Genomic DNA, 20352 nt, shown 5'->3' with positions numbered 1-20352 from the left:
CTAATCGTCAACCTTAATTTTTAATGAAGTATATTGGAATATCTCTCTTTTTGTTAGCAATTGCTCTAAGCACCGGAACGGCGTTAGGGCAATCTACTAAAGCTATTACTTCTAAAAAGAAACTTACCGATGAGCAGTTACTTAATTTGGTGGAACGGCAAACGTTCCAATACTTTTGGGATGGCGCCGAACCTAACTCGGGCCTGGCCCGCGAGCGCTATCATGCTGATGGAGACTATCCGCTAAACGATAAAAACGTAGTGGCAACCGGTGCAGCTGGTTTTGGTGTTATGGCCATTATTGCTGCTATAGACCGTCATTATATTACCAGGCAAGCCGGTTTTCAGCGCCTGCAAAAAGCAATTAGCTTTTTAGAAAAGGCCGACAGATTTCATGGCGCATGGCCGCACTGGATGTATGGCGAAACCGGTAAAGTGAAACCCTTTGGTGCAAATGATGACGGTGGCGACCTGGTAGAAACAGCTTACCTGGCTCAAGGTTTGTTATGTGTGCGGCAGTACTTTAGAAATGGCAACACTGCCGAAAAGCAGCTGGCTACCCGTATTGATAAGCTTTGGAAAGAGATTGACTGGAACTGGTACCGGAATGGCGATAAAAACGTACTTTATTGGCACTGGTCGCCACGGGTTGGATGGAAAATGAATTTTGCCGTAACAGGGTACAACGAATGCCTTATCATGTATATTATGGCTGCCTCCTCGCCCACACATGGCGTTCCCGCCCAGGTTTATCATGAGGGCTGGGCGCGTAAAGGCGGTATAGATACGAATATAAAAGTGTACGGTTACCCTATCCGGCTAAAGCACAATGGTTCACCGGGTAATGTTGGGCCGTTATTTTGGGCACAGTATTCATATCTGGGCTTAAGCCCCAAAGGCTTAACAGACCGCTATGCCAATTACTGGATGGAAAACCAAAACCATACGCTTATACATCGTGCGTATTGTATAGACAACCCTAAACGCTTTAAAGGCTACGGCGCTGATTGCTGGGGATTAACAGCCAGCTATTCAGTTAACGGTTATGCAGGCCACAGCCCTACCGAAGATTTAGGTGTAATATCGCCAACGGCCGCACTTGCCTCCTATCCTTATACACCTGCATACAGTTTAAAAATGATGCGGCATTTATATGAAGATTTAGGCGATAAGGTTTGGGGGAAATACGGCTTTTACGATGCTTTTAGCGAAACTGCTAACTGGTATCCAAAACGTTATTTGGGCATAGACCAAGGACCTATAGCAGTTATGATAGAAAATGGCCGCTCGGGCTTATTGTGGAATTTATTTATGAGCTGCCCCGAAATAAAAACCGGATTAAAAAAGCTCGATTTTAAAAGCCCTTACTTAAAATAACATGAAGTATGTTTTTAAAATGTTGTTTTGCCTGCTACTGAGTCCTGCCGCCTGGGCTCAGTTTAACCAAAACAGTACGTACTGTAATCCGCTTAATATCGATTATACCTACATGATTTATAATGCCGGCGATGGGTTGTCTTACCGCTCGGGCGCCGACCCTGCCGTGGTTAAGTTCAGGGGTGAATACTATATGTTTGTTACCCGATCCATGGGTTACTGGCACTCCAGAGACCTGGCCAACTGGGATTTTATAACGCCCGAAAAGTGGTACTTTCAAGGATGCAATGCACCGGCAGCGCACAACTATAAAGATTCAGTATTATATGTAGCTGGAGATCCCTCAGGTTCCATGAGCATCCTGTATACTGACAATCCCAAAAAAGGCGACTGGAAAGCAACTCCGTTCATTTTGAATGACCTGCAAGATCCCGACCTGTTTATTGATGATGATGGCAAAGCATATATGTTTTGGGGATCATCAAACACATTTCCTATAAAAGGCCGTGAGCTTGACCGCACCAACAATTTCAAACCCGCCAAAGAGATAACCGAACTGTTTAAGCTGGACGGTGAAAAACACGGCTGGGAGCGCTTTGGTGAAAACCATTCGGATACTAAGCTAAAAGGCTATATGGAAGGAGCCTGGCTAACCAAGCACAATAACAAGTACTATATGCAATATGCCGCGCCAGGTACAGAATTTAACGTTTATGGCGATGGTGTATACATAAGCGACCACCCGTTGGGGCCATACTCCTACGCACCTAACAACCCTATCTCTTACAAACCCGGGGGGTTTATGAATGGCGCAGGGCATGGCAGTACGGTGCTGGGGCCGGGTAATCAATATTGGCACTTCTCATCCATGTCGCTATCAGTAAATGTAAATTGGGAACGCCGGCTATGTGCTTACCCGACGGGTTTCGACGCTGATGGGCTAATGTATACTAACACGGAGTACGGCGATTATCCGCACTATTCCCCCGCCATGCCTGCCAAAAAAGGTGGTTTTACCGGGTGGATGCTGTTGAACTATAAAAAGCCGGTTACTGCTTCATCTGCCCTATCAGCCCAATATACTGCCGATAAAGCGCTGGATGAAAATGTAAAATCTTTTTGGATAGCTGCTAAAAATGATGATAAACAATGGCTGCAGGTAGATATGCAAAAGCCATCTGCGGTTTATGCGGTTCAAATTAACTACCACGATTATCAGTCGAACCTTTATGGCAGGCTACCTGGCTTATACCATCGTTACACAGTTGAAAGTAGTATGGACGGAAAGAGCTGGATTACTATAATCGAAAAAAAAGACAGCTTTGCCGATAGCCCTAACGATTATGTGCAGCTTGCAGAACCGGTTACAGCAAGGTATATACGTTATCATAACCTCCATGTACCTACGCCTTATTTGGCCATATCCGGTTTCAGGGTGTTTGGTAAAGGCAAGGGCGTTGCACCTAAAATGCCTGCTAACTTCAAAGCCAGGCGCGGAAGTGACCGTCGCGAAGCGCTCCTAACCTGGAATGCGGTAAAAGGCGCCCAAGGATATAACGTTAAATGGGGTATAGCGCCTAACAAGCTTTACAGTTCATGGCTGGTGTATGATAAAAACAGTTTAGATTTAAAGAGCCTTAATGTAGATCAAACTTATTACTTTACGGTTGAAGCCTTTAATGAAAATGGCATCAGTAAATCATCATTATCCAAACAATCACAATAATTAACCATGAAATTGAGAATCATTGCCCTATTAATTTTTACCGGCCTCTTTGTTACAGCTCAAGCACAACAAAAACCTGCTTTTTGGAAAGAAGTGCAGGCATTTAAAAAGAAAGACAGCCTGAACATGCCGGCTAAGGGTGGTATATTGTTTATCGGCAGTTCATCATTCACTAAATGGACAGACCTCGAAACGGTTTATAAAAGCTACGGTGCCATCAACCGCGGCTTTGGTGGATCAACTTTAATTGATGTAAACAACTATGTAAAAGATGTGGTATTTCCGTACGCTGCAAGGCAGGTTGTAATTTATTGCGGCGAAAATGACGTAGCGGCCGGTGCAAGTGCCATTGAAACGCTTAACCGCTTTGCAACCCTGTTTACCAGCATCCGCAATAATCAGGATAACGTTCCCATCATCTACGTATCCATGAAACAAAGCCCATCGCGAACAAAGTATGCTTCGGCTGTAATACATGCCAATGCACTTATTAAAGAATACCTCAGCCATTACCAAAGCACACAGTTCGTGGATGTTGATTCTAAAATGCACAACAAAGACGGCAGCCTCCGACCAGAGTTATTCTTGTCCGATATGTTGCACATGAAGCCAGCAGGCTACGATATATGGATTAAAGAATTGACTCCTTATCTGCAAAAAAAATAGAACTACAATTATGAAAAAAGCAACTTCGTTACTGTTGAGCTTAGCTTTTAGTACTGCAACTTTACAGGCACAAACTAAAAAGCCTGTAACTACCGAACAAGCAAGAATGAACACGTTTGTTAGCCAGCTGATGGCTAAAATGAGCGTTGATGAAAAGATAGGCCAGCTAAACCTGGTTACCGGAGGCGAAGCAACAACCGGCACTGCCGTAAGTACTGATGTTGAAAGTAAAATTGCTAATGGGCAGATTGGCGGCATATTTAGTCTTACCACGCCAGCGCGGATCCGTAAAGCGCAGGAAATTGCCATTAATAAGAGCCGTTTAAAAATTCCGTTAATTTTTGGGCAGGATGTAATACATGGTTATAAAACCACCTTCCCAATCCCATTGGCATTAGCCGCAAGCTGGGATTTAGCACTGATTGAACGCACGGCGCGTGTGGCAGCTATAGAGGCCAGTGCCGATGGCTTAAACTGGACCTTCTCCCCTATGGTTGATATTTCGCGTGATGCCCGCTGGGGACGTGTAGCCGAGAGCAGTGGCGAGGATACGTACCTGGGTTCGCAAATTGCCAAAGTGATGGTAAAAGGCTACCAGGGCGACGATCTGAAAAAGTACAATACCATAATGGCCTGTGTTAAACACTTTGCCTTATACGGCGCTGCCGAGGCTGGCAGGGATTATAACACAACCGACATGAGCCTCGACCGTATGTACAATGACTACCTGCCACCTTACAAAGCCGCTATTGATGCAGGCGCAGGCAGTATAATGGCATCGTTTAATGATATTAACGGCGTACCCGCAACAGCAAACAAGTGGTTGTTAAATGATCTGTTACGTAAACAGTGGGGGTTTAAAGGTTTTGTAGTATCTGACTACACCGGTGTAAGTGAGCTTATAGAACACGGCTTAGGAGATTTGCAGAACGTGTCGGGACTGTCATTGAAGGCCGGTACAGATATGGACATGGTAAGCGAGGGATACTTAAAAACACTTAGAAAATCGCTACAGGAAGGCAAGGTCACCATAGCAGAAATCAATAATGCATGCCGTTTAATTTTAGAGGCAAAGTACAAATTAGGCCTGTTTGAAGATCCTTACCGCTACTGCAACGAAGACCGCGCTAAAACAGAAATTTTAACGCCCGCCAATCTACAATTTGCGCGACAAGCTGCTGCACAAACTTTTGTGTTGTTAAAAAATGAGAACAAAACACTTCCGCTAAAAAAAGCCGGAACAATTGCTGTCATTGGTCCGCTGGCTAATACCAAATCTAACATGCCGGGTACTTGGAGTGTAAACGCCGACTTTGCAAGTACTCCCTCGCTTTTGGAAGGCTTAAAAGCAGTAGCGGGCAACAAGGTTAATATATTGCATAGCTTTGGCTCAAACCTAACCGGAGATGCCACGCTTCAGCAGCATTCTACAATGTTTGGCCGTGATATTCCGCGTGACAACCGCCCTGAAGAGGAAATTATTAAAGATGCCGTTAACACTGCACAAAAAGCCGATGTTGTGGTGGCTGCCTTAGGCGAAGGCTCGGAAATGAGCGGCGAAAGCTCGAGCCGTACCAACATTGAAATACCTGATGTACAAAAACGATTACTTGCCGCCTTACTAAAAACGGGTAAGCCAGTAGTACTGGTGCTGTTTACAGGTCGCCCGCTGGCAATTAAATGGGAAAGTGAGCAGGTGCCAGCTATCCTAAATGTTTGGTTTGGAGGCTCGCAGGCGGCCTATGCCATTGCTGATGTTTTGTTTGGTGATGCCAATCCGTCGGGCAAACTGGCCATTACATTTCCACAAAATGTAGGGCAAGTACCCATTTATTACAGCCATAAAAATACAGGTCGTCCCTTAGCTCCGGGTGGTTGGTTTACTAAGTTTCGTTCCAATTATTTGGATGTAAGCAATGATCCGCTGTATCCGTTTGGCTTCGGCTTGAGCTATACCACCTTTAGTTACAGTGATATTAAGTTAAGCGCTGCGGGCTTTAAACCGGGGCAATCTATTACCGCCAGCATAACCGTAACCAATACTGGCAGTACTGAAGGTAAAGAAGTGGTACAGCTTTACACCCGCGATATGGTGGGCACGTCTACACGTCCGGTTAAAGAACTCAAAGGCTTCCAAAAAATCAGCCTCAAACCCGGTGAAAGCAGGCAGGTAACTTTTACCCTAAATGAAGACGACCTTAAGTTTTACAACCAGGACTTGAAATACGTAACCGAACCAGGTGACTTTAAAGTTTTCATCGGCCCTAACTCTCGGGATGTAAAAGAAAGTCAGTTCAAATTACTGAGTAAATAGAACCCATATGATAAATGGAAAAGGCCGGCCGGATTACAAGTAAACGCTTGTTACCTGACCGGCCTTTTTAGTGAGCCCCCCCTTTTTGCAGGGGCTCATAATGATACACTACCTGATAAGGCGTATTCTTCAACTTTGACGAAACCTGACCTATACGTAAATCCTCAGGCTGTAAAGTAGGTTCACATACCGAGTATAACTTACCATTATACATTATGGCATCTTTATCGGGCTTATCAAACTGCACAGCTATGGTTACATGGGTTGGATATAGCAAGGCTATCATCGGGAGGTTGTAGAGCTCTTTAACCAAGTAGAAGAACAAACCAGCCCTGTCGTCGCAGTCACTATAATTATTAAAAAGTGTTTCTTCCGGCGATAGCCTTTTCTCCTTGCCAAAGTTCTGCGCATCATCTTCGTACAGGAAAGCATACCGGGTAAAACGCATCAGGTAATCTACCCCTTTTTTCTGGTTCATACCTTTTGTATTAGCCCGCAACAGTGGTATAAGCGAACTGTAGGTTTGGTGGGTAAGCGGTATATTAAAATAGGTCTTGAAATCTACACCAGGGTAATTGGTAAAAATGCTGTCTACCTGCCGGTTCAGCTTAATCTTAAAATTATAGGTTTTATGGTCATAAACAAAGCCAAGGCTCTTTTCAAAATAACTTTCGGCTTTAAAATCGGGCATGCGTGTTACCTCATATGAAAACGAATTGCTGGCTTCGTGTATTTCAATCTTAACCGGATATGGCGGTTCCAGGTGCAAATCTGCATTTGGGTAATCATGATAGTTTAAGCACATGTACTTTTTACCCTCTATCATAAAAAACGGTATATCGGTTATATCTTCATTGTTGTAAACGTAAAAAATGAGCTTCGTATTGGCTATGGCCAACCGTGCGTCATATCCCGATTTGGATAACAAAAACCATTTATATAACGTGTACCGGGCATAATTATCAGATTTAGCGCTAATTTGCTGAGCCGTACGCCTTATTAATTGATAGTAAAGCCAATCGTTGAGTTGATGCTTTTCTTTATATGCCAACAACGATGCTATCAATGATTCGTAACTGCTCGTGCTTAGTTTGTTGTAAAAGCTTTTAACGGCATGCGGCGTAACAGGTGTTACAAAGGCTGCTATTACGGAGGTGTCAACATCCGTCTGAAAGGTATCGTTATAAATCTCAAACTTTATAGGCACAGTCTTATTTTGCCCATAAGCAAAAGATAGCCCACAGGTGGTAAATAAAATGTTTAGATAAATAACAAGACCCTTCATCGGGTTTATAATGGTTTTATTAAAATTACTTAAATTTTAACGTCAGCAAGAAGATTCTGGTATTTTATTTTGTACAACCTTCAGTAATACCTTCAATTTAGCAAATAGCGCTTAGTGTAATTTTAACCAAAGCGAAACTACATTTTTATTCAAGAATTACAATTCATCACATATAATTAAAACTTGTCAATTATTGGTTTAAATTTTACCTTTACAACTCTACAAAACATTCTTATAACACCTGGAGAAAAATGAAAAGCGTTTTTAGCATCAACATTATTCCTGATAACGATGTTGAACGAGTAAAAGCGGTGAACAGATACTGCATTTTTAACACTGCGCCTGAGCCGTCATTTACGAGGATTGCCGAACTTGCAAAAACCATTTTTAAGGTACCAATTGCACATATTTCTTTCATGGGCGGTGATGAGGAGTTCATTAAAGCGAATGTTGGTCTTGGAGAAATGTTAAATGTTGATCGCGGGGAAAGCATGTGTGCATTGACTGTGCTCCATCAAAAAACTATAGTTGTTGAGGATGCTACCGAAGATTCTTTGTTCGACAATCATCCCTATGTGCATGGCCCGTTCGGCTTAAGATTTTATGCAGGTGCTCCATTAATTACTGCTGACGGTTACACCATTGGTACAATGTGCTTGGTGGATACTAAACCTCGTAAGTTTTCGGACCACGACAAAGATGTTTTAGAAGGACTTGCAGCAGTGGCCATGGAACAAACGGAGCTACGGTTGGCAACTCTTCAGGAGACGGAAAAGCAACTAGCTATTAACGATAAGCTAAGCGCTAGCGAACAACGCCTGCAAAGTATATTAGACACTATGGCCGAAGGTGTAGGTATTGTAAATACCGATGGGCATATGGTTTACGCAAATAATATAGCGCAGCGCATATTAGGTATAACAAGACACGAGTCGAAGGAGCGTGGTTACAATCAATCCCCATGGCAGCATCTACAGGTGGACGGTTCGCCGCTCCCACCCGAAGATCATCCAATGGCGGTTATGCTACGTACGGGTACATCTATTTATGATCATGAGATTGCTGTGCAACCACCAAATGCCGAGCGTATTTATATCTCCATAAACGCTGCTCCTATCACAGATCCTATAACAGGTAAAATAACCGGTGGTATTGGTACGTTTACGGATGTTACCAACAGACGCAAGCTATTGCAGCAAAAAGAAGAATTTATAAGCATTGCAAGCCATGAACTTAAAACGCCCGTAACAAGTTTGAAGGCCTCTTTACAAATGTTGGATCGCATGAAGGACAACCTTACGCTGGAAAGAGTAAATAAACTGGTTTCACAATCTAACAAAAGCCTTAGCAAATTAAGCGGCCTTATCGGAGATCTCTTAGACGCTAACCGATTAAGCCATGGTCAATGGCAGATACATAAAACTCGTTTTAAGCTGGAAGATATGTTAACAGATTGCTGTCAGCATGTTAAAAATGCCGGCGTATTTAACACCGTATTGAAAGGCGATATCAGCACTGAAGTATTTGCCGACCAGCAGCAGATTGACCAGGTAATGGTAAATTTGGTTAACAACGCCGTTAAGTATGCGCCGGGTTCAAAGGACATCGTTATCAAAGTAAAAAAGCAGGTTAGTGCGGTTAAAATATCAGTTATTGATAAAGGTCCGGGTATATCACCTGACAAGTTACCTCACCTTTTTGAGCGCTATTACCGGGCCGACTATACAGGCATGCAGTTTTCTGGCTTAGGTTTAGGCCTGTACATTAGTAAAGAAATTGTTGAAAAGCATGGCGGCCAAATAGATGTTGACACTGAATTGGGAAAAGGCACAACTTTCTGGTTCACTTTGCCCTTGCAGTAATCTACCAATAAATATAATGTAACGAGCAATCCGTTATAAAAGACGAATTGCTAAGCAACCATTCAGCAGCTACGGACCTATTATATACATAAGTAAAACTATCTTAAGGTAAATGGTGTTCACCATGATAAATAAGATACTTATGAATAACTTTTTTAGAGCCTTAATAGCTGGCTACGGTGCCAAAAAACTAGGAGGTGGCTGCTTTTCTACCATTATTATATTCATTATAATTTATACACTGCTTGGTAAATGCGGTAACGATTCGCGTGCAAGCGCTCATCCAACACCAGCTAAATTAAAAATTCATAACACCATGTATTAATTGCTTAAGTGGATCACTTATAAGGTCTTGCGCTTTATATGCTTGCAACATAGATGTTTGACGTAAAAGCTAACTTATTAAGCGCCGTACCAATACATCTTTAGCAGCGGGCTGGCTAAATTACGGGCTTTGCTATAAGCACTTGTAACATGAAATAATCAGACTGTTAGCTGCTTGCCTGGAATTAGCGTACTTCATTTGTAGAGAAACTAAAAAGCTCCGCACAAAATAGCTAGGGTCCCTATCTATTTGTGCGGAGCTAAATTACCTTAGGTGCGATCTACCTTACCAGGTAAAACGATATGTAAGGCTTTTGAGCCGCTGTAGTTTTGCCGCTATAGCCACATGCAAAAGCAGTGTATACTCGTCTGTCCAGCACGGTGCTTGCACTTGAGTAAGAAGCTAATACTGTTGCTGTTGTATTAGCAGCACCGGCAGGCCTTACTTTCCAAGATCCGAGAACTCCCCCAGCCGTAAGTCCACCAGCCTTTAATTTAAATTCTGGTGTCATTTGCATAAATGGCACATTGCTTAATATCAATGAATCGACGCTTGGCTTAGTAGGCGTGGCCAATGTCACCCCATAATATACGTCTACCGCGGCCACATTAGGCATCAGATTTACGAACCTGTAACGAACAACGGTCGAGTCAGGCATGGTGAAATTTTCCTCCGTTAGTAAACTCTTGGTTGCGGCAGCCGTATCTGTAAGATGTACGGAGTATCTTTTACCGGCAGTCAGATTCAGGGTTGTATTATATAATACAAGAGAGTCGGTGCCATCGTCTTTCTTTTTGGGCAGAACAACAGAAAGATTAACATCTCCTGACGGTACCGACAAGAAATCCGGTTTAGAATCGCCCCCTGTATTATAACCACCACCAGGAAACGGTGACCTTGCAGTAAGTAATCCGCTAACCCGCTTGCCATTTATTTTAAAAATGGCTGAACGGTTATTATAATACATTGATACGTTGTTAATTTTCAAAAGCGTTTCATCGCCTGTTAACTTTTCCACCTCACCATAATCTATTTGATTCTTCGTACAGCTTGCTATGGCAAGTAAACCTGCCGCACCTATAACTAGCTTAGATAATATCTTCATCATTATTCTTTTATAGTGTTATTAATTAGATAAGCTAAACCAAAGCTCCTTAGTCATATAATCCGTGTTTAATGCACCCCATTTTGCCAGCTCATCTGCATTCCAAACGTACTCAGAGTTATAACGAGGCCTAAAGCGATACGCAAATTTACCGCCGTTATTTGTGGAAAGCTCACCTGCAGTTAACTGATAATAAGTTCTGAATACGGTAGCGTCATAATGATACTTACGCAAATCGCACCAGGTTTCTAAACCTGCCCAGCCCCATTGCGCAATATACTTTTGCTGCATTATGTCTGATATTCTCAAATCCCCGGCATTTTGCGCCACTTCGCTAGAAGACATGTAAGCATTTATCTCGGCAGTTGAAATAGCCGGATCAGGCGTGTTGGCACTACGACCATACTGGTTAAAGAAATCGAATGTTGCTCTTATACCGTTCACGTATGCTGTGTATGCATCACCAGTATTGCCTTTAATAAAATTAGCTTCAGACTTAGCAAATTGTAATTGGCTATAGGTCATAATTGGATACCGTGCTTTATCAGTAAAAATATACCGGCCGGGGTAAGTGGTACCACCCGTTGGTATTACACCTAAAACTATTGGGACGTTTGTTGTAGCGCTCCCTTTAGTTGGCGTAATGGCTTGATAGTTACCTAAAGTGGCCGGAGTTGTGCTTGGCTGCAGATATCTGGATAAACGCGGATCAACTGATGTTTTAGGATCAACGGTAGCAGTACCCCTAACACCGCCTGCAAGCAAGTTCAGGATGGTAGTAGTTGGCCTTGCATAATAAGTTGTACTTGCCGTCATTAATCCCATTTGCGGGCCCATTGGGTTCGAATCGGCTGCAACGGAAGCCGTAAACCCAACTGTGGCATCTTCCGTTTCGTTAGCGAACGACAGATCTACATACTTAACAACGCTATCCGCGTAATTAGTTTTAAATTGAGGTTTATTGATTAAGTGGCTATATTGCTGTGCAAACAAGCCATAAACAAATTTCCGCCATTTGGCCATATCGCCTTTATATATGCCATCGCCCGAAACACCGCTCAATGTAGCCGCATAGCTCACAGGGCTTTTCATATTGCTATATTTAATAGCTAGATTACCCCACTCCCTTACCTTTGCATAGACATCTGGCTGGTCCTGGTAATGAAACTTTAATTGCCCTGTGGTAAAAGCCTCATCTAAAATGATGGGCCCATGCAAATCAGTTGTCATTTGGTAAGCCCATGCTTTAATGGCGTATCCAATGGCTACATATTCATATTTCTGTTTTTCCAAACCATCTTTTATCATGCTCTCTAGGTTCAAACCTAAATCAAAATAAGTCATGCGCCATATTACGCCGCCAACATCACTTGCCGACGGATAACCATGTTTCTCCCAAATGGTAGAGGCATCAGCAGTAGAAGTGCCGCCCATGTTCTGTGTAATTTTCCAAATCACCCGGTTATCCTGCGTGGTGCCATTTGTCATCTGGTAAATGATTGGGGGCAACAAAAGCTCTGCCCCTACAACCTGAGGTACAGCGGGGTTACTGTTAATATCTAAATATTTTTTACAACCGGTGCCCAACACCATGGCTGTTAATACTATTGCTGTTTTATATAAGTTTCTCATTGTTTTTTGCTCTTATAATCTTACCCTTAAACCAAGGTTAACACCAATTGGCTTACCAACGTTTCCGTAATCCAAACCAAAACCACCAATACCGCCAACACCTGGAGTATTCAGGTTACTCTCCGGATCGTTGCCCGAATAGTTTGTAAACATAACGGCATCGGTTACCGTTACAAACACACCTAAGCTTTTAACAAACCTTATACGGTTTAACATAGATTGTGAGAAATCATAGTTCAGAGTTATATCGCGCAGACGTAAGGTTTTAATATTACGCTCAATAAACATCTCCCCGGTTACGTTGGTAGTGTAATAAGCTGGTGAATAATAAGGCGTAACTGCTATGGTGTTGCGGGTTGGGTTAGCTGTATTTTCTAATCCGTCTTTTAACACACCTGTAACAATTCTCGGTGTTTCTCTATCCAGAGTTTTAATACTCGTACCTCTGGTATAAGCTTCATAATCGGTACCGTTGAGCACGTCGCCGCCGTAGCGTAAATCCCACAAAAATGACAGGCTCCAGCTTTTGTAGCGTAACTGGTTAACAAAGCCCAGATTAAATTTAGGGTTACGGTCGCCAATGGGATAATACTGGGTATCGCTTGATAGCGGTAAACCAGTGGTTGGGGCGATTAACACATCGCCATATTTATTGCGGTCAAACCGTGTGCCACTTATAGCTCCGGTACTTGCACCGGGGAGCACGGCACCTCTAACACCTGCGAGTATTTGCGTATCTGATTCGTATAATTCCGGAAGTTCTTCGGCTATAGAAAGTACCTTGCCTCTGTTCAGGGTAAAGTTAAAGGTCATGTCCCAGCTAAAACTCTTCTGCCTGAAAGGAGCTACTTTGGCCTGTATTTCAACACCCTGGTTTACTACTGTACCGCCATTCATCATTTCTAATATACCACCACTACCATAGCTCAAACGCGGTAGAATGATCTGATCCTCGCTTCGCAGTTTATAATAATTAAAATCCAGACTGAACCGGTTTTTGAAAAACTGTAACTCAATACCTGTTTCAAAGTTTTTCGAAGTTTCGGGCTTCAGATTAGGATTTCCCAGTGTGGAAGATACTGCATATCCACCGCCTGTTGTTGTTGCACCGACATAATTAGTAGCCAGTATGTATTCCCTGTATGGTTCTTTACCAGTTAAACCATATGAAACCCGCAGTTTACCATAATCTAACCAAGGTAAGTTATTCTTGAAAACGCTTAGATCCGAGAAGTTGAAAGCCGTACTGATTGATGGATAAGCAAAGTATGGGTCACTACCTTTAAAATCAACCGGATTCATAAGCTTCGACGCACCGTCAACACGGCCACTCAAGGTTAAATACAATAATGTTTTGTAACCCAAAATAGCCTGTCCAAACGCTCCCACCGTACGATAACGGTTTATGTAATTCAAAGTGCGCTGAGTAGTAGGCAAGGTATTGTTGATACTATAGAAATTAGGATCATACATGTTTTGCCCCTGCTGGGAATTGGTAGATGAATTGAAATCATTAAATGTTGTTCCCAAAACATAAGTAGCGTTAAAATCACCAGATTTTTGACGTGCAGAAGCGGTAAATACACCGTTGTAAATTTTATCCAACCTTTGGTAAGTTAAAATTTTGCCACCGTTTGGCGCAGTAGCTGATCCTGAACCTTTGTAGGATTGTGCATGGTAAACTGACAAACCATTAGTTACAGCCACATCGGTGCCTAAAACAGCATTAAATTTCAACCATTTCAAAGGATTTAATTCAAAATTAACGTTGCCCAGTAAACGATTTGTACGGTCATTGTTTACGTTTTTGTAAACATCCCAAAAGGGGTTGTCCCATTCGCCATATATCGATCCGGTATGCAACAGCCTGTTACCGTTTGCATCCTGATAATTAGTTACATCCCATGATGGATTAAATCTGTACAATGACATCAAAAATCCGTTTGTTCCTTTGTTGGCCTTATCGTTTGATGAATTCACATAATTGAACGATGTGGTTACCTTTAATATAGGAAAAATCTGAGCAGTACCGGTTAATCTAGATGAAAACCTCTTATATGTAGTGCTTGGGATGGTTCCTCTGCTATCGCTATACTCGTTAGACCACCTATACGTGAACTTATCTGTCCCACCTTCAAAAGATAGATTATGTTTCTGGGTAAAACCTGTTCTAAAAAATTGATCAAAATTGTCATAAAGTTGTGTTCCGGGTTGATAGGCCGGTCCGTTAAATACAGTGGCTGTACCATCATACACACCAACACTACCTTGGTTATAAATCTTTTGCTGCTCAGGAAACTTCCTAAGCTGCTCTACCCTGAATGAATTATTGTAACTGATTGACCCAGCGCCTGTTTTACCTTTTTTGGTAGTAATAATTATGGCACCGCTGGCACCTGCACTACCATATAAGGCCGTTGCTTCGGGGCCTTTCATAATAGTATAGGTTTCAATATCATTAGGGTTAATATCGATGGCCCTATTGGAAAAATCCTGGTCACGGTTGGCTGCGCCGCTAACCAACTCACGGGTTTGATTCAGCGTGGTGTTGTTAATTGGCACACCATCCATCACAATCAGTGCATTGTTATCACCGCTGATAGATACAAAACCCCTTAACACGATCTGTGCAGAAGCACCGGGATTACCATTGGTACTGTTAATGGATAAACCGGGAACCCGACCCTGCAAACCGCCAAAAAAATCGTTACGTTGGGTTTCAGCCACATCAGAGCCTTTAACAACGGGTACAGAATAGGCAAGGCTTCGTTTGTCACGAGATATATTGTTAGCTGTTACCACCACATCGTTTAATGCCGTTGCATCGGTCTGTAACCTTACATCTACTGTTCCACTAGTAGTAACTTTGACTTCCTGAGCTTTGTAGCCCACAAAAGAAAACACCAGTGTTTGCCCCGAGCTAGCACTGATAGAGTAACGGCCTTGAGCCGAGGTTGTGGTGGCCATTTGGCTACCTTTGACTTTTACGTTAACTCCGGGGAGCGGGGAACCATCGGTGGCGTCAAGTACCGTGCCGGTCACTACCCTTTGTTGGGCCATTGCCTGGGCTGCAAGCAAGATAAACCCCAAAATAAATGAGAGTAATTGTTTTTGCATGTTCTATATTAAAAGTTAATCAATAAGTGCATAGGGATAAAAAGTTGAAGCGTGAGAGAAGAAGATGAAGCAAGCATTCAGCTCAACAACTCGTTCGAAAACAAACTTGGTCAACTTTTGCATAAACATATTAAAAAGATTTTAATTTAATGCAAACTTTTGCGCACATGTTGCTAAAAAGTGCAGAGATATGCAATAAGCAAGCATAAATTACTGTTTATGTTGACGTTAATGGCCTAAAGCAGTGTTTTAGGCGATACTTTTCAAGAAAGAATTCCCTTTTTTACCGACTTACCTATTAATTAATAGCAAAATGCTTATCAAATCTTAATTTTTTTTCCAAAAATTCATCAAATACAAATATTCTTTATAAAATTTTCAACAAAAGCTTTACATAATAAAAGCAAGTATTAACATTTTAAATGATAAGAAGAGCGTGTCTTAAACTAATGTGGGTCTAACTAGCGTTGGTAAACCATTGCACATGTGACATTTCTGTACTTACTTTTTTTAAGCGCTTTATTCCATTACGTATGCTGCTGTTCTTTACTTGCAACCGGTACTAATGCTGCACCGACTATATACTTATTGAGCGGATATTTTCGATGTGGCGGCATAGTTTGACAGAGCCGACAAGCTCAACTTTGCCATGAAGGATGTCTTGTGCAGTTGCTTTACCTTGGTAAAGCCTTAATTGCCAATCACATTATGCTTTATTTATCACGAGCTATTTGTCTCGTAATATCTAGCATTTTAGACAGCAGTGATATAAGCTCGGTCGATATGAATGCTTTCAATGCGAAATGCAACGACACCTGAAACCAAGCCAAAGCCGCCAGTAAGCATCCCTTTAATACTTCTAAATGTTAGAAGCCTGAAGCGGTAAAATAATAAGTGCATGTAGTTGTAGGCCGCGAAGATATATTTTGATTAAAAAACTCTCAAATACAACTAAAAAAGCAGTCGAAGCCCGCCAGTGCACAGCCGCCCAAATAAGGCAGCCTGACATTAGCTGCGTCAGCATTCAATTTTAAAGCGTTGGCGTTGGCTTTATCTCCACAATACCCGCCCGTTTTCGTAGCTCAGCTATAGGCATGTTAATGAGCTTTCCCATTGGTTTGTTGTTACGATAGGTAATCACTTTGAGGTTCGCAGCATCTTTGGGTACGGTGAGCGGCAACTGATATTTAGGGTAAAATCTATCAGGATTAGTTTCATCAAAACTATAAAAGATGTCTAATCCGGAAACCTCGGTACTTAGTGAGATTTTGATATTATTACTTGTGTCTTTACTCACAGTGAACGAAGGATCGTACATGCTAAGCGAGTATTTAGTTTCGGCAGCGTCAAGGCGCTCAAATTGTTGTTCGATACGGGTTACAAAGTTATTCCAGTTCTTTTTAGCTGGTAAAGACCATACCGACTCAGATATTGCAAAAGCGCGAGGCCATAACATATACTCGGCGTGGCGCATCGTTGAAAGGCGTTCGCTCCATAAATTACACTGCCCACCTAAAATGAAATGCGGATCAACACCTGCAGGCAGTGGATCAAATTCGTAGGCTTTGCGTAATCTCACCATCGAATAGGTAGGAGGTTCGGCCATTGGGTCGCCTTGGTAAAGATCGAGGTAAGCGAAGGTATTAGGTGTCATCACAACCTCATGGTTCATCTTAGCTGCTTCTACCCCACCTTGCATGCCTCGCCAACTCATTACTGCAGCTCCAGGTGCCAAACCGCCTTGCAGTATCTCGTCCCAACCCATTACTTTTTTTCCTTTGGCCGATACGATTTTCTCAATCCGTTTAATGAAATAGCTTTGTAGTTCTTCTGTATTTTTTAGGTTTTCGCGCTGCATCAGTTGCTTGCATGCGTCGCTCTTTTCCCAAAAGCCCTTGTAGCATTCATCACCACCTACATGTATATAGGGGAACGGAAATAAAGCGGCAACCTCCGTAAATACTTTATCGAAAAAGGGATACACGTTTTCATTAGCCGGGCAAATCGTATTATCTAATAGCCCATAAAAAGTTCCGCCCTTCCATATCATAAATCGCTCGCCAGCATTAACCTGGTAAGTACCCGGTGTACATGTCAATTCAGGGTACGAGGCTACAGCAGCAAGGCTATGGCCCGGAATGTCAATTTCCGGAAGAATATTTACATACCTATCTGCCGCATACTTAATAATCTCGCGCATGTCGTCTTGCGTATAAAAGCCGCCATAGGTTTTAGGTTCATCAGGGGTGGGTTTTGAAAATTCTCCCCAACGACCAGTACGTTCAGCACGCCAAGCCCCTACCTCAGTTAATTTGGGCAAACTCTTTATTTGCAAGCGCCATCCCTGATCATCGGTAAGATGCAGGTGAAGTACATTAAACTTGTACTTCACCATATTATCAATAAACTGCTTTACTTGTTGTTTGGTAAAAAAGTGGCGGGCTACGTCAAACATCATACCTCGCCATTTGAAGCGGGGGTAGTCGGTAATGCTCGCGGCCGGCACCTTCCACGTTACATTAGCTTTCGCAGTTGCACTCTCTACCTCCTTAGGAAAAAGCTGAATAAGCGTTTGGAAACCGTAAAACAGCCCGGCAGATTTGTTAGATGTGATTGTTACCCCCTTAGTGGTAACACTTAAATGATAGCCCTCTGTTCCTAATGTTGCTGTTGGTGCTTTGTTAATTAGCAAGCGGATTGAACCCGGTTGATAGGCCATCGTGCTCTTAACGACATAGGACCGACCTGTTGATCTTTTTAGCTTTTCGCCCAATTGATTAGCAACATTTCTTACACTATCAGACAGATTGTTTACCTGGATAGTAATCACCTTAGGCAACACATATTGGCCCTTATTGTAAGTTACTAAAGCCGGAGCCGGTACAATACTTATTTGCTGGGCAGCTACACGGTTTAATGTGAGAACATGCAAAACACCTATCAGTAAGAGACTTATTCTTTTCATGCTAAACCTGTGAAGTTGATGACATCTAAGATAACGTAGTTTTTATTTAAATTCGCCATCTTACGAAAGCCTCAATGGCTTCATACTCGGCCAAACCTAACTGATCATAGCACTGTGCGGTTTCGCGGGTACGGTCCTCAGCTCTAACCCAAAATTCCCGTGCATCATCTCCAGGAAATACCGGAACATCTTTTTGTGACTGATGTTTAAATATGGCATGCCGTTTTCTGAGTACCTCTTGAGGAGAAAGTGGCACAGCCATCTCTATTTCATGTATAGCAAATTCATGCCATGCGCCACGATATAGCCACAACCAGCAGTCATTAACCCATTCTTCATCCTGTTTAAGGCGCTTTAGTGCTTGCAATAATATATCAAAGCAAACTTTATGTGTACCATGCGGATCGGCGAAGTCTCCGGCTGCAAATATTTGATGGGGTTTAACTTCCTGCAGCAACGCAATGGTTTGCTGCACGTCGGCTTCGTAACTATTGTCTTTATGCCTTTTTGAACGGTCATAAAACGGAAGATCCATAAAATGAATATTCTCATCGGGTAATCCGGCGAAACGTGCGGCGGCCAGGGCCTCTCCTTTCCTGATAAGACCTTTTACCGTTGACATCTCGGGAGCGTCTATCTGATTAGGCTGCTTTTGCTTAACAAACTCCCGCATGCCTAAATACAATTGCTGTAGCACATTCTCGTCGGTGTTTTGCGACTTATTAAAATCAATAGCAAATTCAACAAAGCGTAATGCATCATCATCCCAAACAGCTGTATTGCCTGAGGTTTGATAAGCTACATGTACATCATGTCCTTGATCTGCCAGGCGAATAAAAGTACCACCCATAGAAATCACATCGTCATCGGGGTGAGGCGAAAAAATGATAACGCGCTTTTTAGCCGGCTCGGCCCGTTCCGGCCGTTGCGAATCATCTGCATTCGGCTTGCCACCGGGCCAGCCTGTAATGGTATGCTGCACCTGGTTAAAAATATGGATATTGATGTTATATACCGGCCCCCTTTCAGTGGCAAGTTGAGCCATGCCATGATTATTGTAATCTTCTTCTGTTAACTTTAGGATAGGTTTATTCAGGCTGCTTGCCAACCAAGTTACGGCCTTTTTAATTGTTGGTTCATCCCAAACACAATCTTTCACCAGCCACGGTGTATCAAATCGTGTTAATTCAGATGCAGCATCTTTATCTACTACAAACTCTACGTGCTCAGATAATTGCAGGTAAGTTGCAGGCACCTCTGCTGAAATTGAACCTTCAACAGCTTTTTTTATAATGGCCGCCTTCTTTTTATTCCAAGCCATTAATATAATTTCGCGGGCTTTAAAGATAGTACCAATGCCCATGGTAATGGCTTTGGTGGGAACATTTTCCTTACCACCAAAATCGCGCGAAGCATCGTGCCTTGTTAAATCATCAAGCGTTACCAGCCGTGTCCCTGAGTTGGGAGCCGAGCCGGGTTCGTTAAAGCCGATATGGCCGGTACGACCGATACCTAACAATTGTAAATCAATGCCTCCTAAAGCAGTAATTTTCTTTTCATAGTATAAACAAAACGCCGCTATATCCTCTTTAGGCAACGTACCGTTAGGTATATGAATGTTAACCGGATCTATATCAATATGATTGAACAGGTTTTCATTCATAAATGTGACGTAGCTTTGCTCGGCATGCGGCTGCATAGGATAGTATTCGTCCAAATTGAACGTAATTACATCCTTAAAGCTCAATCCGTCTTCACGGTGCAAACGCACCAGTTCAGCGTAAACCTTAATGGGTGTTACACCTGTGGCCAAGCCAAGTACTGTTAATTCGCCTTTGGCTTGCTTAGCTTTTATTAAGTTAGCTATACGGTGTGCAACGGCTATACTTGCAGTTGCGGCATGGTCATAAATGGTTACAGGTAATTTTTCGTAACGCGTTTCTTCCAGTAGATTTAATCTTGCCATGGGCGTTTGTTGA

General features: G+C 42.6%; 12 protein-coding genes. 6 read left to right on the top strand and 6 right to left on the bottom strand.

The genetic code is table 11. The annotated features are described in order from the left end of the window. The first annotated feature begins 23 nt into the window (after window positions 1-23). The 4 genes from ABDD94_RS10485 to bglX are packed head-to-tail and all read left to right on the top strand — an operon-like array spanning window position 24 to window position 6082. On the top strand, window positions 24-1376 hold the full coding sequence (locus ABDD94_RS10485; protein WP_345955829.1) for a glucoamylase family protein: 1353 nt from the start codon (window positions 24-26) through the stop codon (window positions 1374-1376). A 1-nt stretch (window position 1377) separates the two neighbouring features. Next, window positions 1378-3102: a family 43 glycosylhydrolase gene (locus ABDD94_RS10480; protein ID WP_345955828.1), complete on the top strand. Its 1725-nt coding sequence runs from the start codon at window positions 1378-1380 to the stop codon at window positions 3100-3102. A gap of 6 nt (window positions 3103-3108) precedes the next feature. Beyond that, window positions 3109-3768 (top strand): GDSL-type esterase/lipase family protein, encoded by a 660-nt coding sequence (locus ABDD94_RS10475; RefSeq protein WP_345955827.1) that lies wholly within the window; start codon window positions 3109-3111, stop codon window positions 3766-3768. Between the two features lie 10 nt (window positions 3769-3778). After that, window positions 3779-6082, top strand: a complete 2304-nt coding sequence (gene bglX / locus ABDD94_RS10470; protein ID WP_345955826.1) for a beta-glucosidase BglX — start codon at window positions 3779-3781, stop codon at window positions 6080-6082. 67 nt (window positions 6083-6149) lie between these two features. Here the strand turns inward: bglX and ABDD94_RS10465 are convergent, their stop codons facing one another. Continuing rightward, window positions 6150-7367, bottom strand: coding sequence for a hypothetical protein (locus ABDD94_RS10465; protein WP_345955825.1), 1218 nt, complete (start codon window positions 7365-7367; stop codon window positions 6150-6152). 251 nt (window positions 7368-7618) lie between these two features. Between ABDD94_RS10465 and ABDD94_RS10460 the strand changes: the two genes are divergently transcribed. Beyond that, entirely contained in the window at window positions 7619-9229 is a 1611-nt protein-coding gene (locus ABDD94_RS10460; RefSeq protein ID WP_345955824.1) for an ATP-binding protein, read from the top strand. A gap of 142 nt (window positions 9230-9371) precedes the next feature. Further along, window positions 9372-9554 carry a hypothetical protein gene (locus tag ABDD94_RS10455; protein ID WP_345947581.1) on the top strand — a complete coding sequence of 61 codons (183 nt, stop codon included), beginning with the start codon at window positions 9372-9374 and terminating at the stop codon, window positions 9552-9554. Between the two features lie 280 nt (window positions 9555-9834). Here ABDD94_RS10455 and ABDD94_RS10450 read toward each other — a convergent pair whose 3' ends face one another. The 5 genes from ABDD94_RS10450 to nagB form a co-directional block, all read right to left on the bottom strand. Next, on the bottom strand, window positions 9835-10662 hold the full coding sequence (locus ABDD94_RS10450) for a DUF4397 domain-containing protein (protein WP_345955823.1): 828 nt from the start codon (window positions 10660-10662) through the stop codon (window positions 9835-9837). 18 nt (window positions 10663-10680) lie between these two features. After that, entirely contained in the window at window positions 10681-12291 is a 1611-nt protein-coding gene (locus ABDD94_RS10445) for a SusD/RagB family nutrient-binding outer membrane lipoprotein (protein ID WP_345955822.1), read from the bottom strand. 12 nt (window positions 12292-12303) lie between these two features. Then, window positions 12304-15408, bottom strand: a complete 3105-nt coding sequence (locus ABDD94_RS10440) for a SusC/RagA family TonB-linked outer membrane protein (protein ID WP_345955821.1) — start codon at window positions 15406-15408, stop codon at window positions 12304-12306. A gap of 1030 nt (window positions 15409-16438) precedes the next feature. Beyond that, on the bottom strand, window positions 16439-18373 hold the full coding sequence (locus tag ABDD94_RS10435; RefSeq protein WP_345955819.1) for a family 20 glycosylhydrolase: 1935 nt from the start codon (window positions 18371-18373) through the stop codon (window positions 16439-16441). Between the two features lie 46 nt (window positions 18374-18419). After that, window positions 18420-20339, bottom strand: coding sequence for a glucosamine-6-phosphate deaminase (nagB, locus tag ABDD94_RS10430; RefSeq protein ID WP_345955818.1), 1920 nt, complete (start codon window positions 20337-20339; stop codon window positions 18420-18422). Between the last annotated feature and the right edge of the window lie 13 nt (window positions 20340-20352).

Origin of the sequence: Mucilaginibacter sp. PAMB04168, from assembly GCF_039634365.2 — a bacterium.
Taxonomy (GTDB): domain Bacteria; phylum Bacteroidota; class Bacteroidia; order Sphingobacteriales; family Sphingobacteriaceae; genus Mucilaginibacter.
The sequence above is the reverse complement of the archived record's forward strand: the minus strand, read 5'-3'. Positions and strand labels throughout refer to the sequence as shown.

Excerpts from the sequence above, each read along its gene's own strand:
- ABDD94_RS10460 (WP_345955824.1), top strand. The coding sequence starts at position 7,619 with ATGAAAAGCGTTTTTAGCATCAACATTATTCCTGATAACGATGTTGAA.
- ABDD94_RS10450 (WP_345955823.1), bottom strand. The coding sequence starts at position 10,662 with ATGATGAAGATATTATCTAAGCTAGTTATAGGTGCGGCAGGTTTACTT.
- ABDD94_RS10485 (WP_345955829.1), top strand. The coding sequence starts at position 24 with ATGAAGTATATTGGAATATCTCTCTTTTTGTTAGCAATTGCTCTAAGC.
- ABDD94_RS10480 (WP_345955828.1), top strand. The coding sequence starts at position 1,378 with ATGAAGTATGTTTTTAAAATGTTGTTTTGCCTGCTACTGAGTCCTGCC.
- ABDD94_RS10445 (WP_345955822.1), bottom strand. The coding sequence starts at position 12,291 with ATGAGAAACTTATATAAAACAGCAATAGTATTAACAGCCATGGTGTTG.
- ABDD94_RS10440 (WP_345955821.1), bottom strand. The coding sequence starts at position 15,408 with ATGCAAAAACAATTACTCTCATTTATTTTGGGGTTTATCTTGCTTGCA.
- ABDD94_RS10455 (WP_345947581.1), top strand. The coding sequence starts at position 9,372 with ATGAATAACTTTTTTAGAGCCTTAATAGCTGGCTACGGTGCCAAAAAA.
- ABDD94_RS10435 (WP_345955819.1), bottom strand. The coding sequence starts at position 18,373 with ATGAAAAGAATAAGTCTCTTACTGATAGGTGTTTTGCATGTTCTCACA.
- ABDD94_RS10465 (WP_345955825.1), bottom strand. The coding sequence starts at position 7,367 with ATGAAGGGTCTTGTTATTTATCTAAACATTTTATTTACCACCTGTGGG.
- nagB (WP_345955818.1), bottom strand. The coding sequence starts at position 20,339 with ATGGCAAGATTAAATCTACTGGAAGAAACGCGTTACGAAAAATTACCT.
- ABDD94_RS10475 (WP_345955827.1), top strand. The coding sequence starts at position 3,109 with ATGAAATTGAGAATCATTGCCCTATTAATTTTTACCGGCCTCTTTGTT.
- bglX (WP_345955826.1), top strand. The coding sequence starts at position 3,779 with ATGAAAAAAGCAACTTCGTTACTGTTGAGCTTAGCTTTTAGTACTGCA.